Origin of the sequence: Enterocloster bolteae, assembly GCF_002234575.2 — a bacterium.
Classification (GTDB): Bacteria; Bacillota; Clostridia; order Lachnospirales; family Lachnospiraceae; genus Enterocloster; species Enterocloster bolteae.
On the sequence record NZ_CP022464.2, the window covers coordinates 1,188,496 to 1,208,676 of the forward strand.

The 20,181-nt window shown below is 48.6% G+C and carries 15 protein-coding genes; 14 read left to right on the forward strand and 1 reads right to left on the reverse strand.

The window, feature by feature from the left end; genetic code table 11:
- Window positions 1–30 precede the first annotated feature (30 nt).
- The 5 genes from CGC65_RS05530 to CGC65_RS05550 all read left to right on the forward strand — a co-directional run bounded on the left by CGC65_RS05530 (window position 31) and on the right by CGC65_RS05550 (window position 7,324).
- Window positions 31–1,512, forward strand: coding sequence for a sugar ABC transporter ATP-binding protein (locus CGC65_RS05530; RefSeq protein WP_002567920.1), 1,482 nt, complete (start codon window positions 31–33; stop codon window positions 1,510–1,512).
- 7 nt (window positions 1,513–1,519) lie between these two features.
- Window positions 1,520–2,482: an ABC transporter permease gene (locus CGC65_RS05535; RefSeq protein ID WP_002567919.1), complete on the forward strand. Its 963-nt coding sequence runs from the start codon at window positions 1,520–1,522 to the stop codon at window positions 2,480–2,482.
- Between the two features lie 11 nt (window positions 2,483–2,493).
- Entirely contained in the window at window positions 2,494–3,528 is a 1,035-nt protein-coding gene (locus CGC65_RS05540) for a Gfo/Idh/MocA family protein (protein ID WP_002567918.1), read from the forward strand.
- Window positions 3,529–3,538: 10 nt separating this feature from the next.
- Window positions 3,539–4,453 (forward strand): sugar phosphate isomerase/epimerase family protein, encoded by a 915-nt coding sequence (locus CGC65_RS05545; RefSeq protein ID WP_007038581.1) that lies wholly within the window; start codon window positions 3,539–3,541, stop codon window positions 4,451–4,453.
- A 333-nt stretch (window positions 4,454–4,786) separates the two neighbouring features.
- Window positions 4,787–7,324, forward strand: coding sequence for an FAD-dependent oxidoreductase (locus CGC65_RS05550; protein ID WP_002567916.1), 2,538 nt, complete (start codon window positions 4,787–4,789; stop codon window positions 7,322–7,324).
- A 110-nt stretch (window positions 7,325–7,434) separates the two neighbouring features.
- Here CGC65_RS05550 and CGC65_RS05555 read toward each other — a convergent pair whose 3' ends face one another.
- Window positions 7,435–8,790, reverse strand: coding sequence for a uracil-xanthine permease family protein (locus tag CGC65_RS05555; RefSeq protein WP_002567915.1), 1,356 nt, complete (start codon window positions 8,788–8,790; stop codon window positions 7,435–7,437).
- A 488-nt stretch (window positions 8,791–9,278) separates the two neighbouring features.
- Between CGC65_RS05555 and CGC65_RS05560 the strand changes: the two genes are divergently transcribed.
- The 9 genes from CGC65_RS05560 (at window position 9,279) to CGC65_RS05600 (ending at window position 20,181) form a co-directional block, all read left to right on the forward strand.
- Complete coding sequence (locus tag CGC65_RS05560; RefSeq protein ID WP_002567914.1) at window positions 9,279–10,253, forward strand: LacI family DNA-binding transcriptional regulator; 975 nt, start codon at window positions 9,279–9,281, stop codon at window positions 10,251–10,253.
- Between the two features lie 231 nt (window positions 10,254–10,484).
- Window positions 10,485–12,143 (forward strand): glycoside hydrolase family 32 protein, encoded by a 1,659-nt coding sequence (locus CGC65_RS05565; protein WP_002567913.1) that lies wholly within the window; start codon window positions 10,485–10,487, stop codon window positions 12,141–12,143.
- Between the two features lie 17 nt (window positions 12,144–12,160).
- Window positions 12,161–13,462 carry an ABC transporter substrate-binding protein gene (locus tag CGC65_RS05570; RefSeq protein WP_002567912.1) on the forward strand — a complete coding sequence of 434 codons (1,302 nt, stop codon included), beginning with the start codon at window positions 12,161–12,163 and terminating at the stop codon, window positions 13,460–13,462.
- Window positions 13,463–13,515: 53 nt separating this feature from the next.
- Complete coding sequence (locus CGC65_RS05575; RefSeq protein ID WP_002567911.1) at window positions 13,516–14,403, forward strand: carbohydrate ABC transporter permease; 888 nt, start codon at window positions 13,516–13,518, stop codon at window positions 14,401–14,403.
- A gap of 15 nt (window positions 14,404–14,418) precedes the next feature.
- Window positions 14,419–15,261, forward strand: a complete 843-nt coding sequence (locus CGC65_RS05580) for a carbohydrate ABC transporter permease (RefSeq protein ID WP_002567910.1) — start codon at window positions 14,419–14,421, stop codon at window positions 15,259–15,261.
- A 134-nt stretch (window positions 15,262–15,395) separates the two neighbouring features.
- Window positions 15,396–16,256, forward strand: coding sequence for a CAP domain-containing protein (locus CGC65_RS05585; RefSeq protein ID WP_002567909.1), 861 nt, complete (start codon window positions 15,396–15,398; stop codon window positions 16,254–16,256).
- A gap of 561 nt (window positions 16,257–16,817) precedes the next feature.
- Window positions 16,818–17,879 (forward strand): LacI family DNA-binding transcriptional regulator, encoded by a 1,062-nt coding sequence (locus tag CGC65_RS05590; protein WP_002567908.1) that lies wholly within the window; start codon window positions 16,818–16,820, stop codon window positions 17,877–17,879.
- On the forward strand, window positions 17,876–19,237 hold the full coding sequence (locus CGC65_RS05595; RefSeq protein ID WP_002567907.1) for an ABC transporter substrate-binding protein: 1,362 nt from the start codon (window positions 17,876–17,878) through the stop codon (window positions 19,235–19,237). Before CGC65_RS05590 ends, CGC65_RS05595 begins: the two co-directional genes overlap by 4 nt.
- Window positions 19,238–19,266: 29 nt before the next feature.
- Entirely contained in the window at window positions 19,267–20,181 is a 915-nt protein-coding gene (locus tag CGC65_RS05600; protein ID WP_002567906.1) for a carbohydrate ABC transporter permease, read from the forward strand.

The following is a 20,181-nucleotide window of genomic DNA, read 5'->3' on the forward strand; positions in this document are numbered from 1 at the left end:
CCCATTTATAGATAAAGGGAGGGAAAGGAATTGGGAAATATTTTATCCATAGACGGAATCTGCAAATCCTTTTCCGGCATACAGGTACTGAAGGATGTGAGCCTGGAGCTGGAGGCGGGGCAGATTATTTGCCTGGCAGGTGAAAACGGGGCCGGCAAATCCACTTTGATCAAGATACTTTCCGGCGCGGAAAAACCGGACAAAGGAAAAATCACTATATTTGGAACCACATATGAACGGATGACTCCCGGTCAGGCCATGCATCTGGGAATCGCTACCATTTACCAGGATGCCGACCTTGTGAGCTCCCTTACAGTATCCGACAACATATTTTTGGGAAATGAAAGGCTGAGGGGCAGAGCTTTTGTGAACAGCAGGGAGCAGGAAGAGAGGACAAGGAAGCTGCTTCAGAGCCTCAGCATGGATATGAAGCCTTCCATGCTTGTGGAAGAGCTTTCACCGGGACAGAAACAGAATCTTCAGATTGCAAAAGCCCTGCATCAGGAAGCACGGATTCTGATCATGGATGAGCCAACGGCTTCTCTGGGAGAGGAGGAGACCGCATCTCTTATGAATCTGGTGGAACAGCTGAGGAAAAAAGGACTGGGCATCATCTATATCTCCCATTATTTAGAGGAGATGTTCCGTCTGGGAGATATGGCTTATGTCCTGAAGGATGGTGTAATGGTAAAAAGGCTTATACTGAAAGAGACAAATCAGGATGAGCTGATTAAGGCCATGGTGGGAAGGGATGCATCCAACTTCTATCAGAAAGGAAGTTTTTCATCCGGTGACAGGGCCCTTGAGGCAGTGCATTATTCCGGCAACGGTATTGTCCGGGATGTGAGCTTTTCAGTGTCCAGGGGGGAGGTGTTTGGCCTGGGCGGTCTGGTGGGCGCGGGAAGGACGGAGCTGGTACGTATGATATACGGAGCCGATAAAAGGGATTCAGGAACCCTGACCCTGGATGGAAAGGATATCACTCCCACGACTCCAAAATCCGCTGTAAAAAGAGGTGTATTCCTTGTTTCTGAGGATAGAAAGGGTGAAGGCCTTTTTCTGATACGTTCGGCCAGGGAAAATCTTACTATATCAAAAAACGACAATTCTTTTTTTCTGAATCTGAGAAAGGAAAAAGGAATTGTGGAAAAAAGCATACAGCAGCTTAAGATAAAGGTATTCAGCCAGGAGCAGGAGGTAGGAAATCTGAGCGGCGGCAACCAGCAGAAGGTGGTTATTTCCCGATGGCTTCTGGAGGACGGGGATGTATATATTTTTGACGAGCCCACCAAGGGCGTGGATGTGGGGGCTAGAGAGGAAATCTATAAGCTGATTGAAAAACTGGCAAAGGAACAGAAGATTGTAATTATGGTATCCTCCAACATGCCCGAGCTTATTTCCATGAGTGACCGGATTGGGGTCATGAGGGAAGGGCGGCTGGTGCGTATCCTGGATTCGGCAGATGCCACAGAAGATAGGCTGATAAAAGAGTATATTGGAGTGAAGGAGTGAAGGACAGATGAATGACAGAAATAATCTGAAATACAAAATTTTAAGTCAGCAGTGGCTCATACTTCTGTTGATTATTTTACTGATATCCGTGCTTACGGCGCTGAAAAATCCCAGATTTCTTATGCTTAACAATGTGATGAATATTTTTGAGCAGATTGCAGTTCTGGGCCTGGTGGCTGCGGGCGCTACTATCCTGATTATATCAGGGAATTTTGATATATCGGTTGGAGCGGTCATTGGACTAAGCTCCTGTCTCATGGCCATGATGATGAACGCGGGGATCCCCATTCCCGCAGCAGCGGCGGCGGGCATCCTCACAGCCATGTTCTGTACGTTTTTTAACGGGGTACTTGCGATTCTTTTTAAAGCGCCTTCCTTTATAATTTCGCTGGCAACCACCAGCGTATATACAGGAGCGGCCCTCTATCTGACAAAAGGAGTCATTCAGACCGTGTACGGAAAATTTGATACAATGAACCGGTTCCGCCTGTTTGGGGCAATTCCTCTGATTTTTATTATCAGCCTGATGGGGTGTGTGGTGGTTGGCATTATACTGCGGTATACGCAGATAGGACGGCGTATCTTTGCCATTGGTTCTAATGAGAAAGCGGCATTCCTGTCAGGTATCAAAGTGACCAGGAATAAGCTTATATTCTTTGCCCTGAATGGCTTTTTTGTAGGCCTGGCTGCTGTTCTCTTGCTGTCCAGGGTAGGCTCAGCCCTGCCTTCCACAGGAGCGGGATATGAACTTCAGGCCATGGGAGCGGTGGTAATTGGCGGGGCACCTATTAACGGTGGAAAGGGAAATATTGTTGGAACATTTTTCGGCGTACTGCTTATGGGACTTATCTCCAACGTGCTGAATATACTGGGAGTCAACTCTTATCTTCAGGAGATTGCTTCCGGCGCCCTGATTATCATATCTCTGGGAATCAGCGCCATCAGAGTCCATATGCTCACAAAGAATTAGGGAGGTTCATGATGAAAAGTATAGGAATCATTGGATGCGGAAGGATTGCTCAGGTAAGGCATATTCCGGAATACGCAGACCACCGGGACGCAAGACTGGATGCGTTTTATGACCTGAACCCGGAGAGGGCCAGAGAACTCGCCGGTACATACGGAGGCCGAGTTTATGAGACATATGAAGAACTGCTGGAGGATGAAAAAATTGACGCTGTCTCCATATGTGTTCCCAATGAGTTTCACGCAAAGATATCCATTGCGGCACTGAAGGCGGGGAAGGATGTACTTTGCGAAAAACCAATGGCAGTAACCCTTGAGGAGTGCCGCCAGATGGCAGAAGCTGCTGAGAAAACAGGACAATGCCTTATGATTGGGCAGAATCAGAGACTAGCCAAAGGCCATGCGCTTGCCAGGAAGCTGATTGAGCGCGGGGATATTGGAAAGGTTATAACCTTTAAGACTACCTTTGGACATGGAGGGCCGGAAAGCTGGAGCATTGATCCCGGCAGTAATACCTGGTTTTTTGACAAAAAAAAGGCTGCCATGGGAGCTATGGCAGATTTGGGAATCCATAAGACAGATCTGATCCAGTACCTGATGGGAGAATACGTAGCAGAGACTACAGCTGTGATTACCACCCTGGATAAAAAAGATGGGAGCGGAAACCTGATCGGGGTGGATGACAATGCCATCTGTATCTATAAGATGGAATCAGGCGCAGTGGGAACTATGACAGCCAGCTGGACTTACTATGGTCAGGAAGACAACTCCACCATATTGTACGGGTCCAAGGGGATTATGCGTATCTATGAAGACCCGGAATACTGCATCAAGATTATAAAGCCGGACAATGAGGCTATCCTGTACAATGTAGATCAGATTCAGACCAATGACAAGCAGACAAAATCAGGTGTAATAGATGCCTTTATGGACTGTATTGTTCACGGAAAGGAAGCACAGCTCAGTGGAAAAAGCGTACTCAGCGCTATGGAAGCAGTTTTTGCAAGTATAGAATCTGCCAAAACAGGAAAAACAATTAAAATAGGCTAAGGAGAATGAAATGAAGTTAGGGTTTGTAAGTGCCATCCTGGATGGATGGACTTTTGAGGAAATGATGGTTACGGCTGCCGGACTGGGGTATGAGTGCGTGGAAGCCGCTTGCTGGCCCCAAGGGAAAGCGGAACGCCGCTATGCGGGTGTAAGCCATATTGACGTGGATAATGACAGCCGTGGGTACGTGGCGCATATTCATGAGACATGTAAAAAGACAGGAGTTGAGATCAGCGCCCTGGCATATTATCCCAATACCATGGACGGTGATTTTCAGAAACGGGAGGATGCCATACGGCACCTTAAAAAGGTAATTGCATTTTCAGAAAAGCTGGGCATTGGAATGGTCACCACCTTTGTGGGCAGGGATCAGACTAAGAGCGTGGAAGAAAATCTTGAGGCATTTGGCCGGATATGGCCTCCAATTATCCAATATGCTGAGGAGCACGGTGTCAGAATCGCAATTGAAAACTGCCCGATGCTGTTTGGAAGAGAACAGTGGCCAGGGGGGCATAACCTGTTTACATCACCCGCCCTTTGGCGAAAAATGTTTGATATAATACCCAGCAAAAACTTTGGCATCAATTACGATCCCAGCCATTTTGTGTGGCAGATGATGGATTATATTCAGCCTATCTATGAATTCAGAGAGAGGATATTCCATGTACACTATAAGGATATTAAGGTTTATCCCCAGAAGCTTAAGGATGTGGGAATTATGGCATATCCGCTGGAATATATGGAGCCCAAGCTTCCGGGACTGGGAGATGTGGACTGGGGACGTTATGTGTCTGCGCTGACAGATATTGGTTATGATGGGTTTACCTGTGTGGAAGTTGAGGACCGGGCATTTGAGTCGGACCGGGAAAGGATTCTGGACAGCTTAAAGCTTTCAAAACGTTACATAGAGCAGTTTGTAATATAATAAAAAGCCAGTATAATCTAATATCTCATAATTACTCACCCTTTTCCCAACGATTCCCTGTTTTTTCTCTCTAAAAATCGGCCTCCGGAAAAATCATGTTTATGGTTTTTCCGGAGATTTCCTTTTCCGATGATATTACACATATTTTTCGTATTGTTCTTTTTGGCGGCCCCTTATTGCAGTTAGTCATAAGTGCACAAATAGGGCTAAGATTGACAACGGACTGCCAATATGTGGCAAATGCAATAGACACAGGGTGGGATTTGCGTTAAAGTGGAATCATAAAATAACATATGCCCTATAATAAATGTATGTAAAGGAGAGGTGCTGACCATGGAAGCGATTAAATTGAGAGACGGGTTCTGCTGGACGGGTATTATTGACGACAAGCTGCGTGTGTTTGATATTGTGATGTATACGGAGTTTGGCACCACCTATAATTCCTATGTGATGAAAACAGGGGATAAGGTGGTGTTGTTTGAGACGGCAAAGGCCAGGTTTTTTGACGATTATCTGGAAAAATTAAAAGAGGTCATAGATGTCACGAAGATTGATTATCTGGTGACCAGCCACACGGAGCCGGACCATGCGGGGAGTGTGGAGCGGCTGCTGGATTACAGTCCCCAGATGAAGATACTGGCCACTCCCTGTGCCATTAGTTTCTTAAAAGAAATCGTGAACCGGGACTTTGTCAGCATTGCGGTAAAGGACGACCAGCGGATGACCATTGGCAAGCGGACACTGCATTTTATGCTGGTTCCCAATCTGCACTGGCCGGATACCATGTACACATTTATCGAGGAGGAGCAGATTCTGGTGACCTGTGATTCCTTCGGCTCCCACTACTGCCTGAAAGAAGTGGTGTCGGATAAGATTCAGAATGAGGACGATTATTTAAAGGCGCTGCGCTACTATTTTGACTGTATTATCGGGCCGTATAAACCCTTTATGCTGAAGGCCCTGGACCGGGTGGAATCCCTGGATATCAGCATGGTGTGCACGGGCCACGGCCCGGTGCTGGTGGGGGACAGAATTAAGCAGGTGATGGCCCTTTACCGGGAATGGTCCACAGTGGTGAATCCGAACAGGAAGAAGACCGTTATCATCCCCTACGTAAGCGCCTACGGGTATACGGGAATGCTGGCGGAGAAGATTGCACAGGGAATTGCCGACAGCGGTGATATTGACGTGCGCAGCTACGATATGGTGACGGCCGACGCGGCGAAAGTGCAGGAGGAGTTGCAGTTTGCAGATGGAATGCTGTTTGGCACGCCCACCATCATTGCCGAGGCGCTGCGTCCTATATGGGATTTGACGCTGGGCATGTTCAGCGTGACCCACGGCGGAAAATATGCGGGAGCGTTCGGCAGCTACGGCTGGAGCGGCGAGGGCGTACCCCATATCACGGAGCGCCTGAAACAGTTGAAAATGAAGGTGGTAGACGGATTTAAGGTGAGGTTTAAACCCTCGGATGCAGATTTGGTGGGTGCCTATGAGTTCGGATATCAGTTCGGGTGTCTGGTGCAGTCCAAGAAGCCGGGGACAGCGGCGGCAAAGGGCGGCAGGAGGCTGGTTAAATGCCTGGTTTGCGGGGAGATTTTTGATTCCTCCATCGAGATTTGTCCTGTCTGCGGCGTGGGCCGGGAGAACTTTGTGCCGGTGGAGGATGCGGCAAATGATTTTACCAATAACACGGCAAACGACTATCTGATTCTCGGTAACGGCGCAGCCGGATTTAATGCCGCCAAGGCCATCCGGGAGAGGGATGCCACAGGACGGATTACTATGGTATCCGAGGAGCCCTATCCGTCCTACAACCGTCCCATGCTGACCAAATCCCTGGTCGCAGGCCTGGAGCCGGAGCAGATAGCTATGGTGGATGCCCCATGGTATGAGGAAAATCAGGTGCGCCAGATGCTGGGAAAACGGGTGGAGAGCGTGGATACGGATGCCAGGCAAGCGCTTCTTGACGACGGAACAAAGCTGCGTTTCACGAAGCTGATATACGCGCTGGGAAGTGAATGCTTTATTCCGCCGATGGAAGGAAGCGGATTACCGGAGGTGGCGGCAATCAGACGGCTTTCTGATGTCAGAAGGGTGGAGGCTCTGATGAAGAGCACGGAGAAGGCCGTGGTCATCGGAGGCGGTGTTCTGGGACTGGAAGCAGCATGGGAGCTTAAGAAGGCAGGCCTTGAGGTGACGGTGCTTGAAATGGCTCCATCCCTGATGGGACGTCAGATGGATGAGAGCTCCGGGGAGCAGTTGAAGATAATAGCATCCAAAGCCGGGGTGGTGATCCGCACCGGCGTCAATGTGGAAGCCATCGAGGGAGACGGCCATGTGAGCGGTGTCCGTCTGAAAACAGGGGAAGTGGTGGCAGCCGGGATGGTGATTGTGTCCGCAGGCATCCGCGCCAACATAGAGCTGGCAAAGAAGATGGGATTGGAGACAAAGAAGGGAGTAGTTGTCAACGAGCGCATGGAGACCTCGGTTTCCGGCATCTATGCCTGCGGCGACTGTGCACAGTACCATGATGGGAATTACGGCATCTGGCCCGAAGCGGTGGAACAGGGCAAGACTGCGGGTGCCAACGCGGCCGGGGACAGTCTGGAATACACGCCTGTACCTGCGGCCCTGACCTTCCACGGCATGAATACCGCCCTGTTTGCCGCGGGCGACAACGGAAGAAACCCGAACCTCTATTATAAGACAGTGGAATTCAGGGATATGGGTAAGGAACAGTACCGGAAATACTATTTCCTGAATAACCGGATGAGCGGTGTGATTCTAATGGGGGATTTATCCCGGATGGCGGCCATGACTGAGGCGATGGAGAACCATGCCACGTATCAGGAGGTGATGGAGAATTAGGCAGATGTATGTTGGACACAGAGCAATATGAGAACCACCAGAAAAGGGAATAACAGTTATATAAAAATAGCACTGGGAGTTTTCCAGTGCTATTTTCTATATAAAAACAATTATTGCGCCTTGCCCTCCTTCTCTGCCGCCACAACCGGATCCTTTGGAAACACCAGATTGAGAATAATCGCAAGCAAAGATGTGAGAATAACGCTGTTCTCCTCCAGCATTGCAGCGATTCCGGCAGGGAACTGGGCGCTGGCGCCTTTGCAGAACTGGGTGCCCAGGCCGAATGCCAGGGATACGCCTATAATCAGGCAGTTCCGGTTGGAGTATCCGGCCTTGGCAAGAAGCTTCATGCCTGAGGTGGCAATCATTGCAAATACAACCACGGTACCGCCGCCAATCACACAGTTGGGGATGGTGGACAGCACGGCTCCTACCTTGGGACAGAGACCGGCCAGGAAAAGGATTCCGCAGCCAACCAGAATTACAAAACGGGAGCACACTTTGGTCAGAGCCACGATACCGGAGTTCTGGCTGTAGGTGGCGGTGGGGAAGCTGTTAAGTACGGCTGATATAATGGAAGTGATTCCGTTTGCGGTGGCTCCTCCTCCGATTTCATCCGGGGTGGGCTCGCGGTCCAGTCCGCCCATGCATGATACGTTGAAATCGCCTATCATCTGTACGGCAACAATGAAGTAAAGCAGTACAAACATCAGAATATATCCTAAATCAAATTTTACGCCAAATGCAAAAGGCTTTGGAACAGCAAACCAGGCAGCCTCTCCAATGCCTGAGAAACTTACCAGTCCCAGAATGACCGATAAAATGTAGCCTGCCGTCATACCGATAAGGATGGCTGCAACCTTGGGAAGGCCTTTGCCGAACACATTGAATCCCAGTACGACCAGCACCACGAATACGCCCACTGCCCAGTTGATGGGGGCACCGAAATCAGGTGATGATGTACCGCCCGCAATATTGCCGATGGCAAGATTAAAGATGGAAACGCCCACAGTCATGACAATGGTCCCCGTTACCACAGGAGGGAAGAAGGATGACATTTTCTTAAGGAGTGTTCCGTAGCTGATGGCAATGACACCCGCCGCAATCTGGGCGCCGAAGATATAGGGAATTCCTTTGCTGCCGGCAATGGAAAGACAGGCCGGCAGGAATACGTATGTAAGTCCCATCATGCAGGGAAGGCCGGAGCCAATCTGTATGCTTCCGATTCGTATGGGATAGAGCTGGATTGCGGTTGAGATGGCAGCTCCCAGCATGCAGCACTGGAGCAGCATGTTGGCGTCCTGAACAGACAGGTTGGCTACTGACGCGACTAAAATCATAGGAACGATGTTCCCTACAAACATGGCCAGTACATGCTGCAGGCCTAAAGGCACTGCTTCCTTCATACTGGGCCTGCCGTCAAGCTGGAATTTTGAAGTGCTGGTTGCTGTGTTCTTTTGTGACATTGTTGTTTTCCCTCCTGATTTTCTTTGATATTTAAAAACGCTTTCATGAAAGCTTCAACACTTTGTGAAAGGTTGCCAAACTCCTGGAGATTTAATGCTCTGATGTCTGCACAAATAAAAAAACGAGAGCCGCAGCTCTTTGTAAAAGGCTGCCAAACTCTCGTTCCAAGTCTGTGAAATATAAAATTGTAACAAAATCACCTGATAATATCAGCTGTTAAATATTTGTCTTATAACGGTATTTAGTCTATCATATATAATATATAAATCAATATTCTTTTGAAAGAATATCGTGTTTGACTGAATTAGTCAGAAAAAATTGTGAATATTGACGAAATATTAAAACAGATGCCCGCCAGAACCCGCCAGAACCTGCCGAAACCTTTCCGGGACCCGCTTGCGTTTTTACCTTCCTCCTGCTAAGATATTAGTACTATGTAATTAGTGCAATGTAATGAAGTTTTATGCGATGGAGGTTGTCTGGGCAAATGGCAAGTATCAGGGATGTGGCAAAAAAAGCAGGTGTAGGGGTGGGGACTGTTTCCCGCGCGCTTAACGGAACTGGCTATGTGGCGGAGGATACAAAGGCAAAAATCCTTGCAATGGCTGCGGAACTGGACTATCAGCCAAATGAGCTGGCCAGGAACCTGTTCCGGAACAGGACAGGAATCATTGGAATTGTGGTGCCTGATATGGAAAATCCATTTTTCAGCAAGCTGCTGAAGCACATGGAGATCCAGCTCTATAAGAACGGTTATAAGGCCATGATCTGCAATACCATTGAGATAAGCAACCGTGAGCAGGACTTTATTGACATGCTGCGCCAGAACGTAATGGACGGCATCATCACCGGTGCCCATTCCCTCCAGGATTACGCGTACCTGAACCTGAATAAGCCGGTGGTCGCCATGGACCGGAACCTGGGACCGGACATTCCCATAATACATTCAGATCACAAGGCAGGAGGCAGGATGGCGGCCCGGCTTCTATTGGATGCAGGCTGCAGGAATGTGCTGAACTTTGGCGGTTCCTTCCGCGTCCATACGCCCTCCAATGACAGGCACCAGGAATTTAATCGGGTTATGGAGGAAAATGGGGCATCTGTCAAAACCATTGAAATGGCGTGGAATATGATGGAATATGATTACTATTGCCGTATCATGGAACAGTACATGGATATTTACCGGGATATTGACGGGGTGTTCACTACGGATATAGGAGCCCTTTACTGCCTTAACATAGCAAACCAAAGAGGTGTGAAGGTTCCGGAGGAACTCCATATTGTTGGCTATGACGCAGTTGATATGACCCGGCTGTTTACACCCAAGCTTACCAGCATAGCGCAGGATATACCGGGACTGGCAACAGCCTGTGTGGATACCATGATGGACCTGTTAGATGGTAAGAAGGTAAAGATGGAACAAATTCTGCCTGTTTCCATACAAAAAGGTGGAACGATATAATGTGTTCCATGTGGAACACGGAGAAGGGCTGAATACGATAGATACAAAAACTGGAAATAGAATGAAAATAGTGCACAATATACGAGGCGAAAAGTTGTATAATGTGCACTATTTTTGCGCTTTTTTACAAAAGCATATTGACATATCAATCTAATAGTACTATAGTGTGGATATGGAACGGGTTCCATATAGGAAAAATAGACACAGACAGGATAAAAGGAGGTGATGTGGATGTTGGAATTTGACAACGGGGAATATGAGTCCGTCTGTATATTTGCTGAAAAAACAGATGACAGGGATGGCTGGATTTGTCTGGAAGGACCCGGAGGAAAGGAACAGCAGGTTCACATGAATGACGACTGGTACCGTCTGGTACAGCTGGCCCTTCCTGAGAAGGGGATATACCGCATCAGCCGTAAAGGGGTCTCTTTCACCCAGATGTATCTGAGCGGGGGACCGGATTTGATGGACAGGGGAATAAGATTCCTGGATCCGGACAGCGGTGATGAAATGGAACTGGGAAAATGGTATGATACTTCTGTAAGGGAACAGTATCATTTCAATCCTTTTATGAACTGGGTAAATGATCCGAATGGACTCTGCTGGTTTAAGGGATATTACCATCTGTTTTACCAGTCCAATCCCTTTGGGCAGGAATGGAATGATATGTACTGGGGCCATGCGGTGAGCCGGGATTTAATTCACTGGACCCATATGCCCTATGTTCTGGAACCGCAGCCGGATTTGTGGAGGGATAAAGAACACAAAGGAGGAGCCTTTTCGGGAAGCGCCCAGGTGGAGGGAGAACAGATGCATCTGTATCTGACCCGTCACCACGGTCCCCAGGAGGACGGTGAGGAAACCAGGGAATGGCAGACAGAGGCTGTTTGCTGGGACGGCATCCATGTGGAGAAGGAGCGCCCGTGCATTACTGAAAGACCGGAGGGAGCGTCTTTTGATTTCAGGGACCCCAAGGTACAGCGGATAGAAGGCATGGACTATATGGTATTGGGATCCAGCCTGGACGGTGTGCCGTCTATCCTGCTGTATGTCCGGGAGAATGGAGCGTGGAGCTTTAAAGGTCCTCTCCTGCAGGAGCACGAACCGGGAATCAGGACCTTTGAGTGTCCGGATTTTTTTGAACTGGATGGGAAATATGTGGCCGCAGGTGCATGGATGTGCCACCGCGATGAGGCCGGCCGGTATCAGATGACACGGTGTTATACCGGGACCTTTGACGGGGACAGGTTTAAGACAGAACATCAGCAGTGGTATGATTTTGGAAGCAACTTCTATGCGGTGCAGAGCTTTGAACACGGCGGCAGAAGGATTGCCATAGGGTGGATATCTGATTTTTACGGTGAACACCGGGTTAAGCCCACAGGCGCCTGCGGCAGTTTTTCCCTTCCAAGGGAACTGCACATGGAACAAGGAAGGCTGTTCACGGAGCCGGTAAAGGAATGTTACGGACTGCTGAAGGAGCGTATTTTCGCAGTGTCAGGACAGGATGTCCCGCCTGTGATTGTTCCGGGCAACTCATTTTTTGTGAAAATTAAGCTTGGAGACGACCGGGATTTCCTGGTGACCCTTGCCAGGGAAGGAGATGACGCCCTGTATCTGGAACGGAAAAATGGTGTGACTAGCCTGGTATCCACCAGGAAGGAAGTGAGTGAGGTCCGTTTTCCGTCTGATGTCAGCGCGGTCCGCTATGTGGAGATTTTTATGGACCGGAGGGTGGCAGAGGTTTACTTAAACCACGGCGAGGCCGCAGGCACCAAGCTGTTTTACCAGGAAAGCACCAGGGGGCATCTGGAGGCGGATTTTGCTGCCGGAAGTCTGAAGCGTCTGGAGGTATGGACCATGGAGTCCATCTGGAACCATAAATCATGAAGAGAGGGAGAAGGATTATGAAGAATAAGAGATTGGCATGTATGACACTGGCAGCTGTATTGGCGGCGTGTGCACTGAGCGGCTGCGGCGGCAGTTCCAAATCAGGGGGAGGAAAGACAGGCAGCGACGGGGCTAAACTGGTGACTATCTGGAGTCCCACGGATGAACCGGCTATTGAAGAGTGGTGGGTTGAGAAAATCAATGCCTTCAATGAAGAACACAAGGGAGAAATCGAGCTTAAGAGGGAAGCTATCGTGCGGGCGGATTCCTATGCTTACGAGGATAAAATCAATGCGGCCGTGACAAGCAATGATCTGCCTGACATTCTGTTTGTGGACGGTCCCAACATATCCAATTACGCGGCGGACGGAATCATCGTACCCATTGACTCCTATTTTACAGAGGAGGATTTAAGTGATTTCGTGGAATCCATCAAAGTGCAGGGAACCTATGACGGCAAGCTGTACGCCCTGGGAGCAACAGAGAGTTCCGTGGCATTGTACTACAATAAAGATATGACTGACGCGGCCGGCATCACCATGCCGGATAAGATGGAGGACGCCCTGACCTGGTCTGAGTTTGCTGACATTGCCGGGAAGCTGACCACCAGCGATGTGGCCGGAACCAACATCATCATGGATAAGGGCGAGGGACTTCCCTATGTGCTGGAGCAGTTCTGGATTTCCAACGGCACTGACTTTGTAAGTGAAGACGGTTCCAAGGCCGACGGCTATGTGAACAGTGAAAAGGGCATTGAAGCAGCCAATTTCCTCAACAGTCTGATTCAGGATGGTTATGCCAATATTGACCCCATGAAGCAGGAGTTCCACAATGGAAAATGCGCCACCATGCTGGGCGGTTCCTGGGAAGTGGCCACTCTGGAGCAGTCCTTCCCGGATCTGAACTGGGGCGTTACATACTTTCCGGTGGCTGACAATGGCGGCATCAACACATCTCCCACAGGGGACTGGGCTGCTTGCATCACCAGGAACGCGGACGCGGAAGCAGCAGGCGTTGTTATCTCCTATCTGATGAATAAGGAAAATGTGACCTCTTACGCCCAGGCCATAGCAAAACTTCCCACCAGGGCATCCAGCTATGACACGCTGACAGAGTACAATGAATATCCCCGCTCCCTCTTTAAGGAGCAGTCACTGAATACAGGCCATCCAAGACCAAGAACACCCGGCTATACCGTGCTGTCGCCCGGATTTTCAGAGGCCATGATGAATATGTTCACAGGTGCGGATGTAAAAGAGTCCTTAGACCAGCTGGCAGCTGATTTTGATTCCAACTACCAGAAGAACTACGCGGAGTAATGGTGAGGGGGACAATGGTCCCCCTTCCCTTTAACAGGGAAAGGAGGTATATCATGAAGTATGGTACAAAGAATAAGGTCCATGAAAGACGGGCGGCGTTCCTGTTCATCCTTCCGGCAGTGGTGCTGCTGGCAGCGTTCCTCATACTGCCTGCTGTTTCCACGGTCCGCTATGCATTTACTGATTACAATATCCTCAGGCCGGATAAGATTAAATTCTGCGGACTGGATAATTTCGTGGAGCTGTTTGGGGACAGGGACTTTAAGAAATCCCTGGTTAATACCATTTACTTTACGGTGGTGGTAGTTCCCTTCCAGTGCATTCTGGCCCTGCTTTTAGCCATGCTGATTTCATCCAGAAGAAAGGGAGTATCCATATTCCGGGCAGCCTATTTCAGCCCCAACATCACATCCATGGTGGTGGTTGCCATCCTCTGGAGCGTGCTGTACAATCCCAACCCCAGCACAGGCCTTCTGAACGCGTTTCTCACAAAGCTGGGTTTTGCCCCCTGCGGTTTCCTGACAGACCCCAAGACGTCCATGAATTCCATTATCTTTATGTCGGCCTGGCAGGCGGCAGGGTATCAGATGATGATTTTCCTGGCAGGACTTCAGGCCATACCGGGAGACCAGTATGAAGCGGCGTCCATTGACGGTGCGGGAGCCTTTCAGAAGTTTCTGTATGTGACCCTGCCGGGACTTAAGAATGTGATTAAATACGTTGTGATGATTACAATGATCCAGGCCATGAAGCTGTTCACGCAGCCCTATGTCATGACCCAGGGCGGTCCCCAGAACTCCACCAGGACCCTTGTGTATTATATCTATGAACAGGGCTTCCAGAGCAGAAATTTCGGGTACGCCTGCAGCGTGGCAACCGTATTCTTTGTCATAGTGGTCACCATGTCGCTGATGCTGAAGCGGGTCATCAAGGCAGATTAAGGAGGAGGGAGAATCATGGGATTAAAGGAAAAAGATATCCTGAAACGCGTTTTGTTCTATGGCGGAAATGCAATTGTCGCCCTGATTTTTGTATCGCCGCTCCTGTGGATGATTGCCGCGTCCCTGAAACCGGAGGCGCAGATATTCTCCGACATGAGCAATATCAGGACGTTCTGGCCCACAGCGGCCACTCTTGGGAACTATGTTGAGGTGTTTACCAGGGTAAATATGATGAAATTCATCCTCAACAGCCTGTTCTATGTGTTTGTAATTGTAATCCTGGACCTGGCGGTCAATTCCGTCTGCGGATATGCCCTGGCAAAATTCAATTTCCCCGGAAAGGAGCTGCTGCTGACAGTGGTCATCAGCCTTATGGTGCTTCCCATGGAGGCTATCATGCTGCCCCTTTACAAGGAGGTTGCCAGCCTTGGGTGGGTGAATACCTGGGCCGGGCTGATTGTTCCCTTTGTGGGGAAATGCTTCTCCATCTACATGTTCCGCCAGTTCTTCTTAGACATTCCCGATGATCTGCTGGAAGCGGCAGCCATAGACGGCTGCGGCCCCATCAAGACATTTTTTACCATTGTAATGCCCATCTCAGGCACGGTGTACGCCACCATCTTCATCCTGGACTTCGTGGCCCACTGGAATGATTTCATGTGGCCCATGCTGGTGGTTACAGGGGAGGACATGAGGACAATCCAGCTGGCCATCCAGACGTTTTTTGGATCAAAGCCAATACACTATGGCGCTATCATGGCATCCCTGACCATATCGGCAATCCCCATGCTGCTGATGTTCGTATTTCTTCAGAAATATTACGTGGAAGGTATTGCATCCACTGGCATAAAGGGGTAGCAGAGAGCTGGCGCCGGAGAGGGGCTGCGGCATACATTATTTCCATTCTTTCCCTAATGGTTTTCCAAATATTATGTGCTATTATAGTTTTGTAACAGAAATGTAATAATTATGTAACACATAAGGAGGTAACCATGAGAAAGATATCCATGTACACATTGTCCGCAGCCGCAGCCATGCTTGTATCCGCAGCCATACCGGTGACATCACTGGCAGCCGTATCTACATATCAGATTCCTTTTGCTAATGGAAGCGCATACGTGATTGGAGTGGGAGGACAGAACTGTCTTCCTGGTAATATAGGCCAGAATGGGAACTGGGGCCAGAATGGCGGCTGGGGCCAGAATAACAACGGGAACCAGAATAACGGATGGGGAGCAGGACCTGTGCTGCCGGACAACAGTCTGCCGCAGGTTACGCCGCCCGACTTCATCTTCCCCACACCGGAACTGCCGGGACCTGAGATGCCGGACAGCTCACTGCCGGACAACTCACTGCCTGACAGCCCGGACAGCTCACTGCCGGACAATTCACTGCCGGGTGAGCCGGATAACCCAGGTACGGCTCCCGAGGCTCCGGGGGATACGGTTCCCGGCGACCCGGATAACGGCGGCAGCCAGGACGCATTTGCGGACGCAGTGGTTGAACTGGTAAATGCAGAGAGGGCCAAGGCGGGTCTTAGTCCGCTGTCTGTTCACGAAGGCGTGGCAGAGGCAGCCAACAAGAGAGCGCAGGAAATCAAGGGCACATTTTCACACACCAGGCCTGATGGCAGCAATTTCAGTACAGTCTTGACACAGGCGGGAATCAGCTACCGGAGTGTGGGTGAGAATATTGCTTACGGACAGAACTCGCCTGAGGCAGTGATGCAGAGCTGGATGAACAGCTCAGGCCACAGGGCCAATATCCTGAATCGTGATTTTACTTCTATTGGGGTAGGGCATTATCAGGATGCCAGCGGAACCGATTATTGGACACAGCTGTTCATAAAGTAAGATAGAAGAAGATAGCCAGCCAGGCCGGAAGCAGATCCGGCCGGCTGGTGTTTTTTTACAGGCTGTGGAGCAGGACGTACAGACTGTTGCCATCTCAGGACGATGACTTACCGGAAGCCTCCATTACGGCCATATAGGCTTTTAAATGCAGCGTCGCGGATCCATGCCATGTATAAGGAACAGTCAGAAAAAAGAATTGTAATTTAATGTGTGTTACATTAAAAACAGGTTGAAGCTGTCAATAAATACAAAAAAATAATCAAACAAACAAAAAAACCATGCATGTATTGAGGAGATAAAATGTTTTTGTGTGAAAGAATATAAAATATGCATAAAAAAATAAAAATAAATTACACATTGACAAGCATAATGTTCAATGCTATATTATTAAATAAGGGAAGAGATAAACCGCTCCACCAAAGCAGTTTTTATTTTTTTTATACATTTGATAAACCGTTCTACTAAACCGTTCCACCTACACGTATTTTGCGAAAAGACCATGTTTTTTGAGCAGGAAGTGTGGTAATATTGGTTTATTATCATAATTCATGAGGTGAGAGTATGAAGAACGCGACAATATCTGATGTAGCAAAGCTTTCAGGGGTTTCCAAGTCCACTGTATCAAATTATCTGAATGGAAATTTCGAGAGAATGTCTGACGAGACGAAAAAGAAGATAAAAAATGCAATTGATGAATTGGGGTATACACCAAGTTTGAGCGCCCGCAGGCTGTCGTCTAAAAATCACAGCAAGACAGTTTGTTTAGCCATTCCCAGAAATATTTCACATTTAAACGATACCATGTATTACCCGGTCATATTCTCGGCTCTTGGCGAGGAAGCAAAGAAATTTGATTATAATACTCTGATTTATTCCATGGATTCAGATGATATCAATAAAGACACAGAGTATTTAAAGAGCCTGTCGTCGTCTCTGGTAGACGGCATCCTATTGTATGACCTGGAAGAAGACAGTCTGGCCTTCAGGGAGTTTGAGAGGGCAGGAATCCCTTATGTGTGCGTGGGTAAGATACTCAGCCTGGAGAATTATAATTATGTGGCGTCTGACCACGGCAAAGCGATGAAGGATGTACTGGAGTATTTTTATAACCTGGAGCACAAAAAAGTGGCCATTGTCACGGAGGGAAAGTCCAACAGCGTGGTGCAGACTGTGAGAAGTACGGCTTTTAATGAGTTTATGTCTGAAAGGAAAGAAGAGAAATTGGACTATTCTTATATCAGAATCAATCAGAATGAATCATCATCCGATATCAAGCTGCTGTTCAATGAACTGCTTAATCCTGCAAACCGTCCAACAGCAGTTGGTATTATCAGCTGCTTTATGAACCAATTTATGGATGTGGTAAAGGGATATGGAATCAGGATACCGGAAGACCTGTCTGTGATGATTCTTGAGTATTATAAGAATTCCAATGTAGATGAGGAGTATCAGGATTTTACCTGTGTGGAATCCAAGGCTGAGAAGGTGACGAGAATCGCTATGAAGAAGCTTGTAAAGCTGATTGACAGCGGAAAGCCTTTTGAGTCGGAACTGGTTGGTTTGAAGGTGTGTGTGAAAAACTCAACTTCAAAACCTAAAAAGCGAGGAGGCAGGAAGTTATGAAGAAAAGATATACAAAAATAGTATCTCTTGTACTGGGATTTGGATTAGCAGCATCTATGGTTGCGGGATGTTCTGTGAAATCATCGGAAAACGTGGTTACAACAGCAGCTCCCACCGCCGCCAAGGCTGAGACAACAGCATCAGCGGAATCAGGAGGAAGCGCCGCGGAACAGAAGAAGATGGTATTCTGGGATAAGTCAGAGTATGTTGAGGGCTATAACACTATGATGAAGGCAAAGGTAGACGAATTTGCCAGCGAGAATCATGTGGATGTGGATTATGTGGTCATACCTGCTGCTGATATGAAGCAGAAGCTGATGGCTGCCATTGAAGCAGGCAATGCCCCTGACCTGATTGTGGGTGATGATACGCTGGTGGGGCAGTTTGTTTCCATGCAGCAGATAGCAGAGTGCTCAGATATATTTGAGGCCGTGGATTTTACGGAGAACTCAAAAATACTGGGAACCTTCAACGGCAAGCCCTATCTTGTGCCACTGGCATTTACGGCGCCCGGCATGTACTTAAGGACGGACCAGTGGGAGAAAACCGGGATGGATATTCCCACAACCTGGGAAGAACTGAAGGAAGGCGCCAAGCTGATGAATGACCCGGCTAACGGCTTTTACGGTCTTGGATTTGCCATGGGCGCATCCGGCGGAGGAGATGCCGAGGGATTTTGCAGAACCATTATACTGGACTGGGGAGGAATTCCGGTAGACGAGAACGGAAAGGTAACGGTTAATTCTCCCGAAACACTGGAAGCACTTAAATTTATTGCAAGCTTATATGAAGAGGGACTGATTCCGCCTGATGCGATTACGGGAGACGACAGCTGGAATAATAACGCATACCTGGCCGGTACTGTGGGTGTCATCACAAATTCAGGTTCCGTGGTATCCAGTATGAAAGAGGAAAAACCAGATCTTCTTGCGAATACACAGATCATCGCATATCCCGCAGGGCCAACCGGAGAGGCATTCACCCTGGGCGGCGCCAATGTATTCGGAATATTTGAGACAGGTAAAAATACAGAGACCGCAAAAGAGTTTGTTAAATACTATTTTGAGGACCTGGATAATTATAACGCCATGATCGAAGCCATGGGTGCCATGTGGCAGCCGGTGGTGAACGGAGTGGATGACACGGATTTCTGGAAGGACCCGGTCAATGCAGGATGGCTTGCCAACTCTAAGAATACATATAAGACCTATTATCCGGCGCCGTCAGATGAAAGGGCTACGGTATCCTTTACAAACCAGCTTTGCGTTAAGGCCGTACAGGAAATAGTTGTTAACAAGGCTGATCCGCAGGAAGCCCTGGACCATCTGGAGGCAGAATTCAATAAGATTTATAACTAACAATGGAATTGGCATGACAGGGGGATAAGATGGCAGGAAAAAAATCAGAGAAAAGGAAGTATTCGCATTCCCAGCAGCTGTTAGATAAGCGTCTCGGGCTTCTGTTGATGGTGCCAATTGCTGCCGTGATATTTGGTATTACCGGAATCCCGTTTATAAGGGCATTGTACTTAAGCTTTACGAACAAAGTGGTAGGGGTACCGGAACAGTTTATTGGGTTTGACAACTATCTGGCTCTATTTGGGGATAAGATTTACTGGAAGTCCCTGTACAATACGATTATCTATACAGTGGGATGTATCACGGCGAAACTGGCGCTGGGACTTCTGCTGGCAGTTATCCTGAACCAGAAGTTCAGGGGAAAGGCATTTTTCAGGACCGCGCTTCTTATTCCCTGGGCATTGCCCGGAATGGTGGCGGCCACTACCTGGAGATGGATGTATGACAGCACGTACGGCATTATCAACAGCCTGCTGCTGAAAGCCGGGCTTATAAGCCTTCCTATCCCATGGCTGAGCAACCCTGATATCACGCTGTTAAGCACCATGATTGTGAATGTGTGGAGAGGTGTGCCTTTCTTCATGTTCAGTCTTCTGGGAGCGCTGCAGACTCTGGACGGACAGATTTTTGAGGCGGCCTATGTGGACGGCGCAGGTATGTTTAAGCGTTTCTGGTATATAACGCTTCCGGGAATCTCAAGTGTTTTGGGCATTTCCACACTTTTGTCAACCATATGGACCTTTAATGATTTTGAGAATGTATTTTTAATCACTGGAGGTGGACCGATTTACTCCTCCAGTGTAATCTCCACTTACACCTATGACCTGGCATTTATACAGAATTCATTTGGCAGGGCTCTCTCGGTGGCAGTGTCGGTGATACCGCTAATGCTCATACTGATTCTGGTATCCCAGAAGGTAATTAATGGGGACAGAAATGAATAG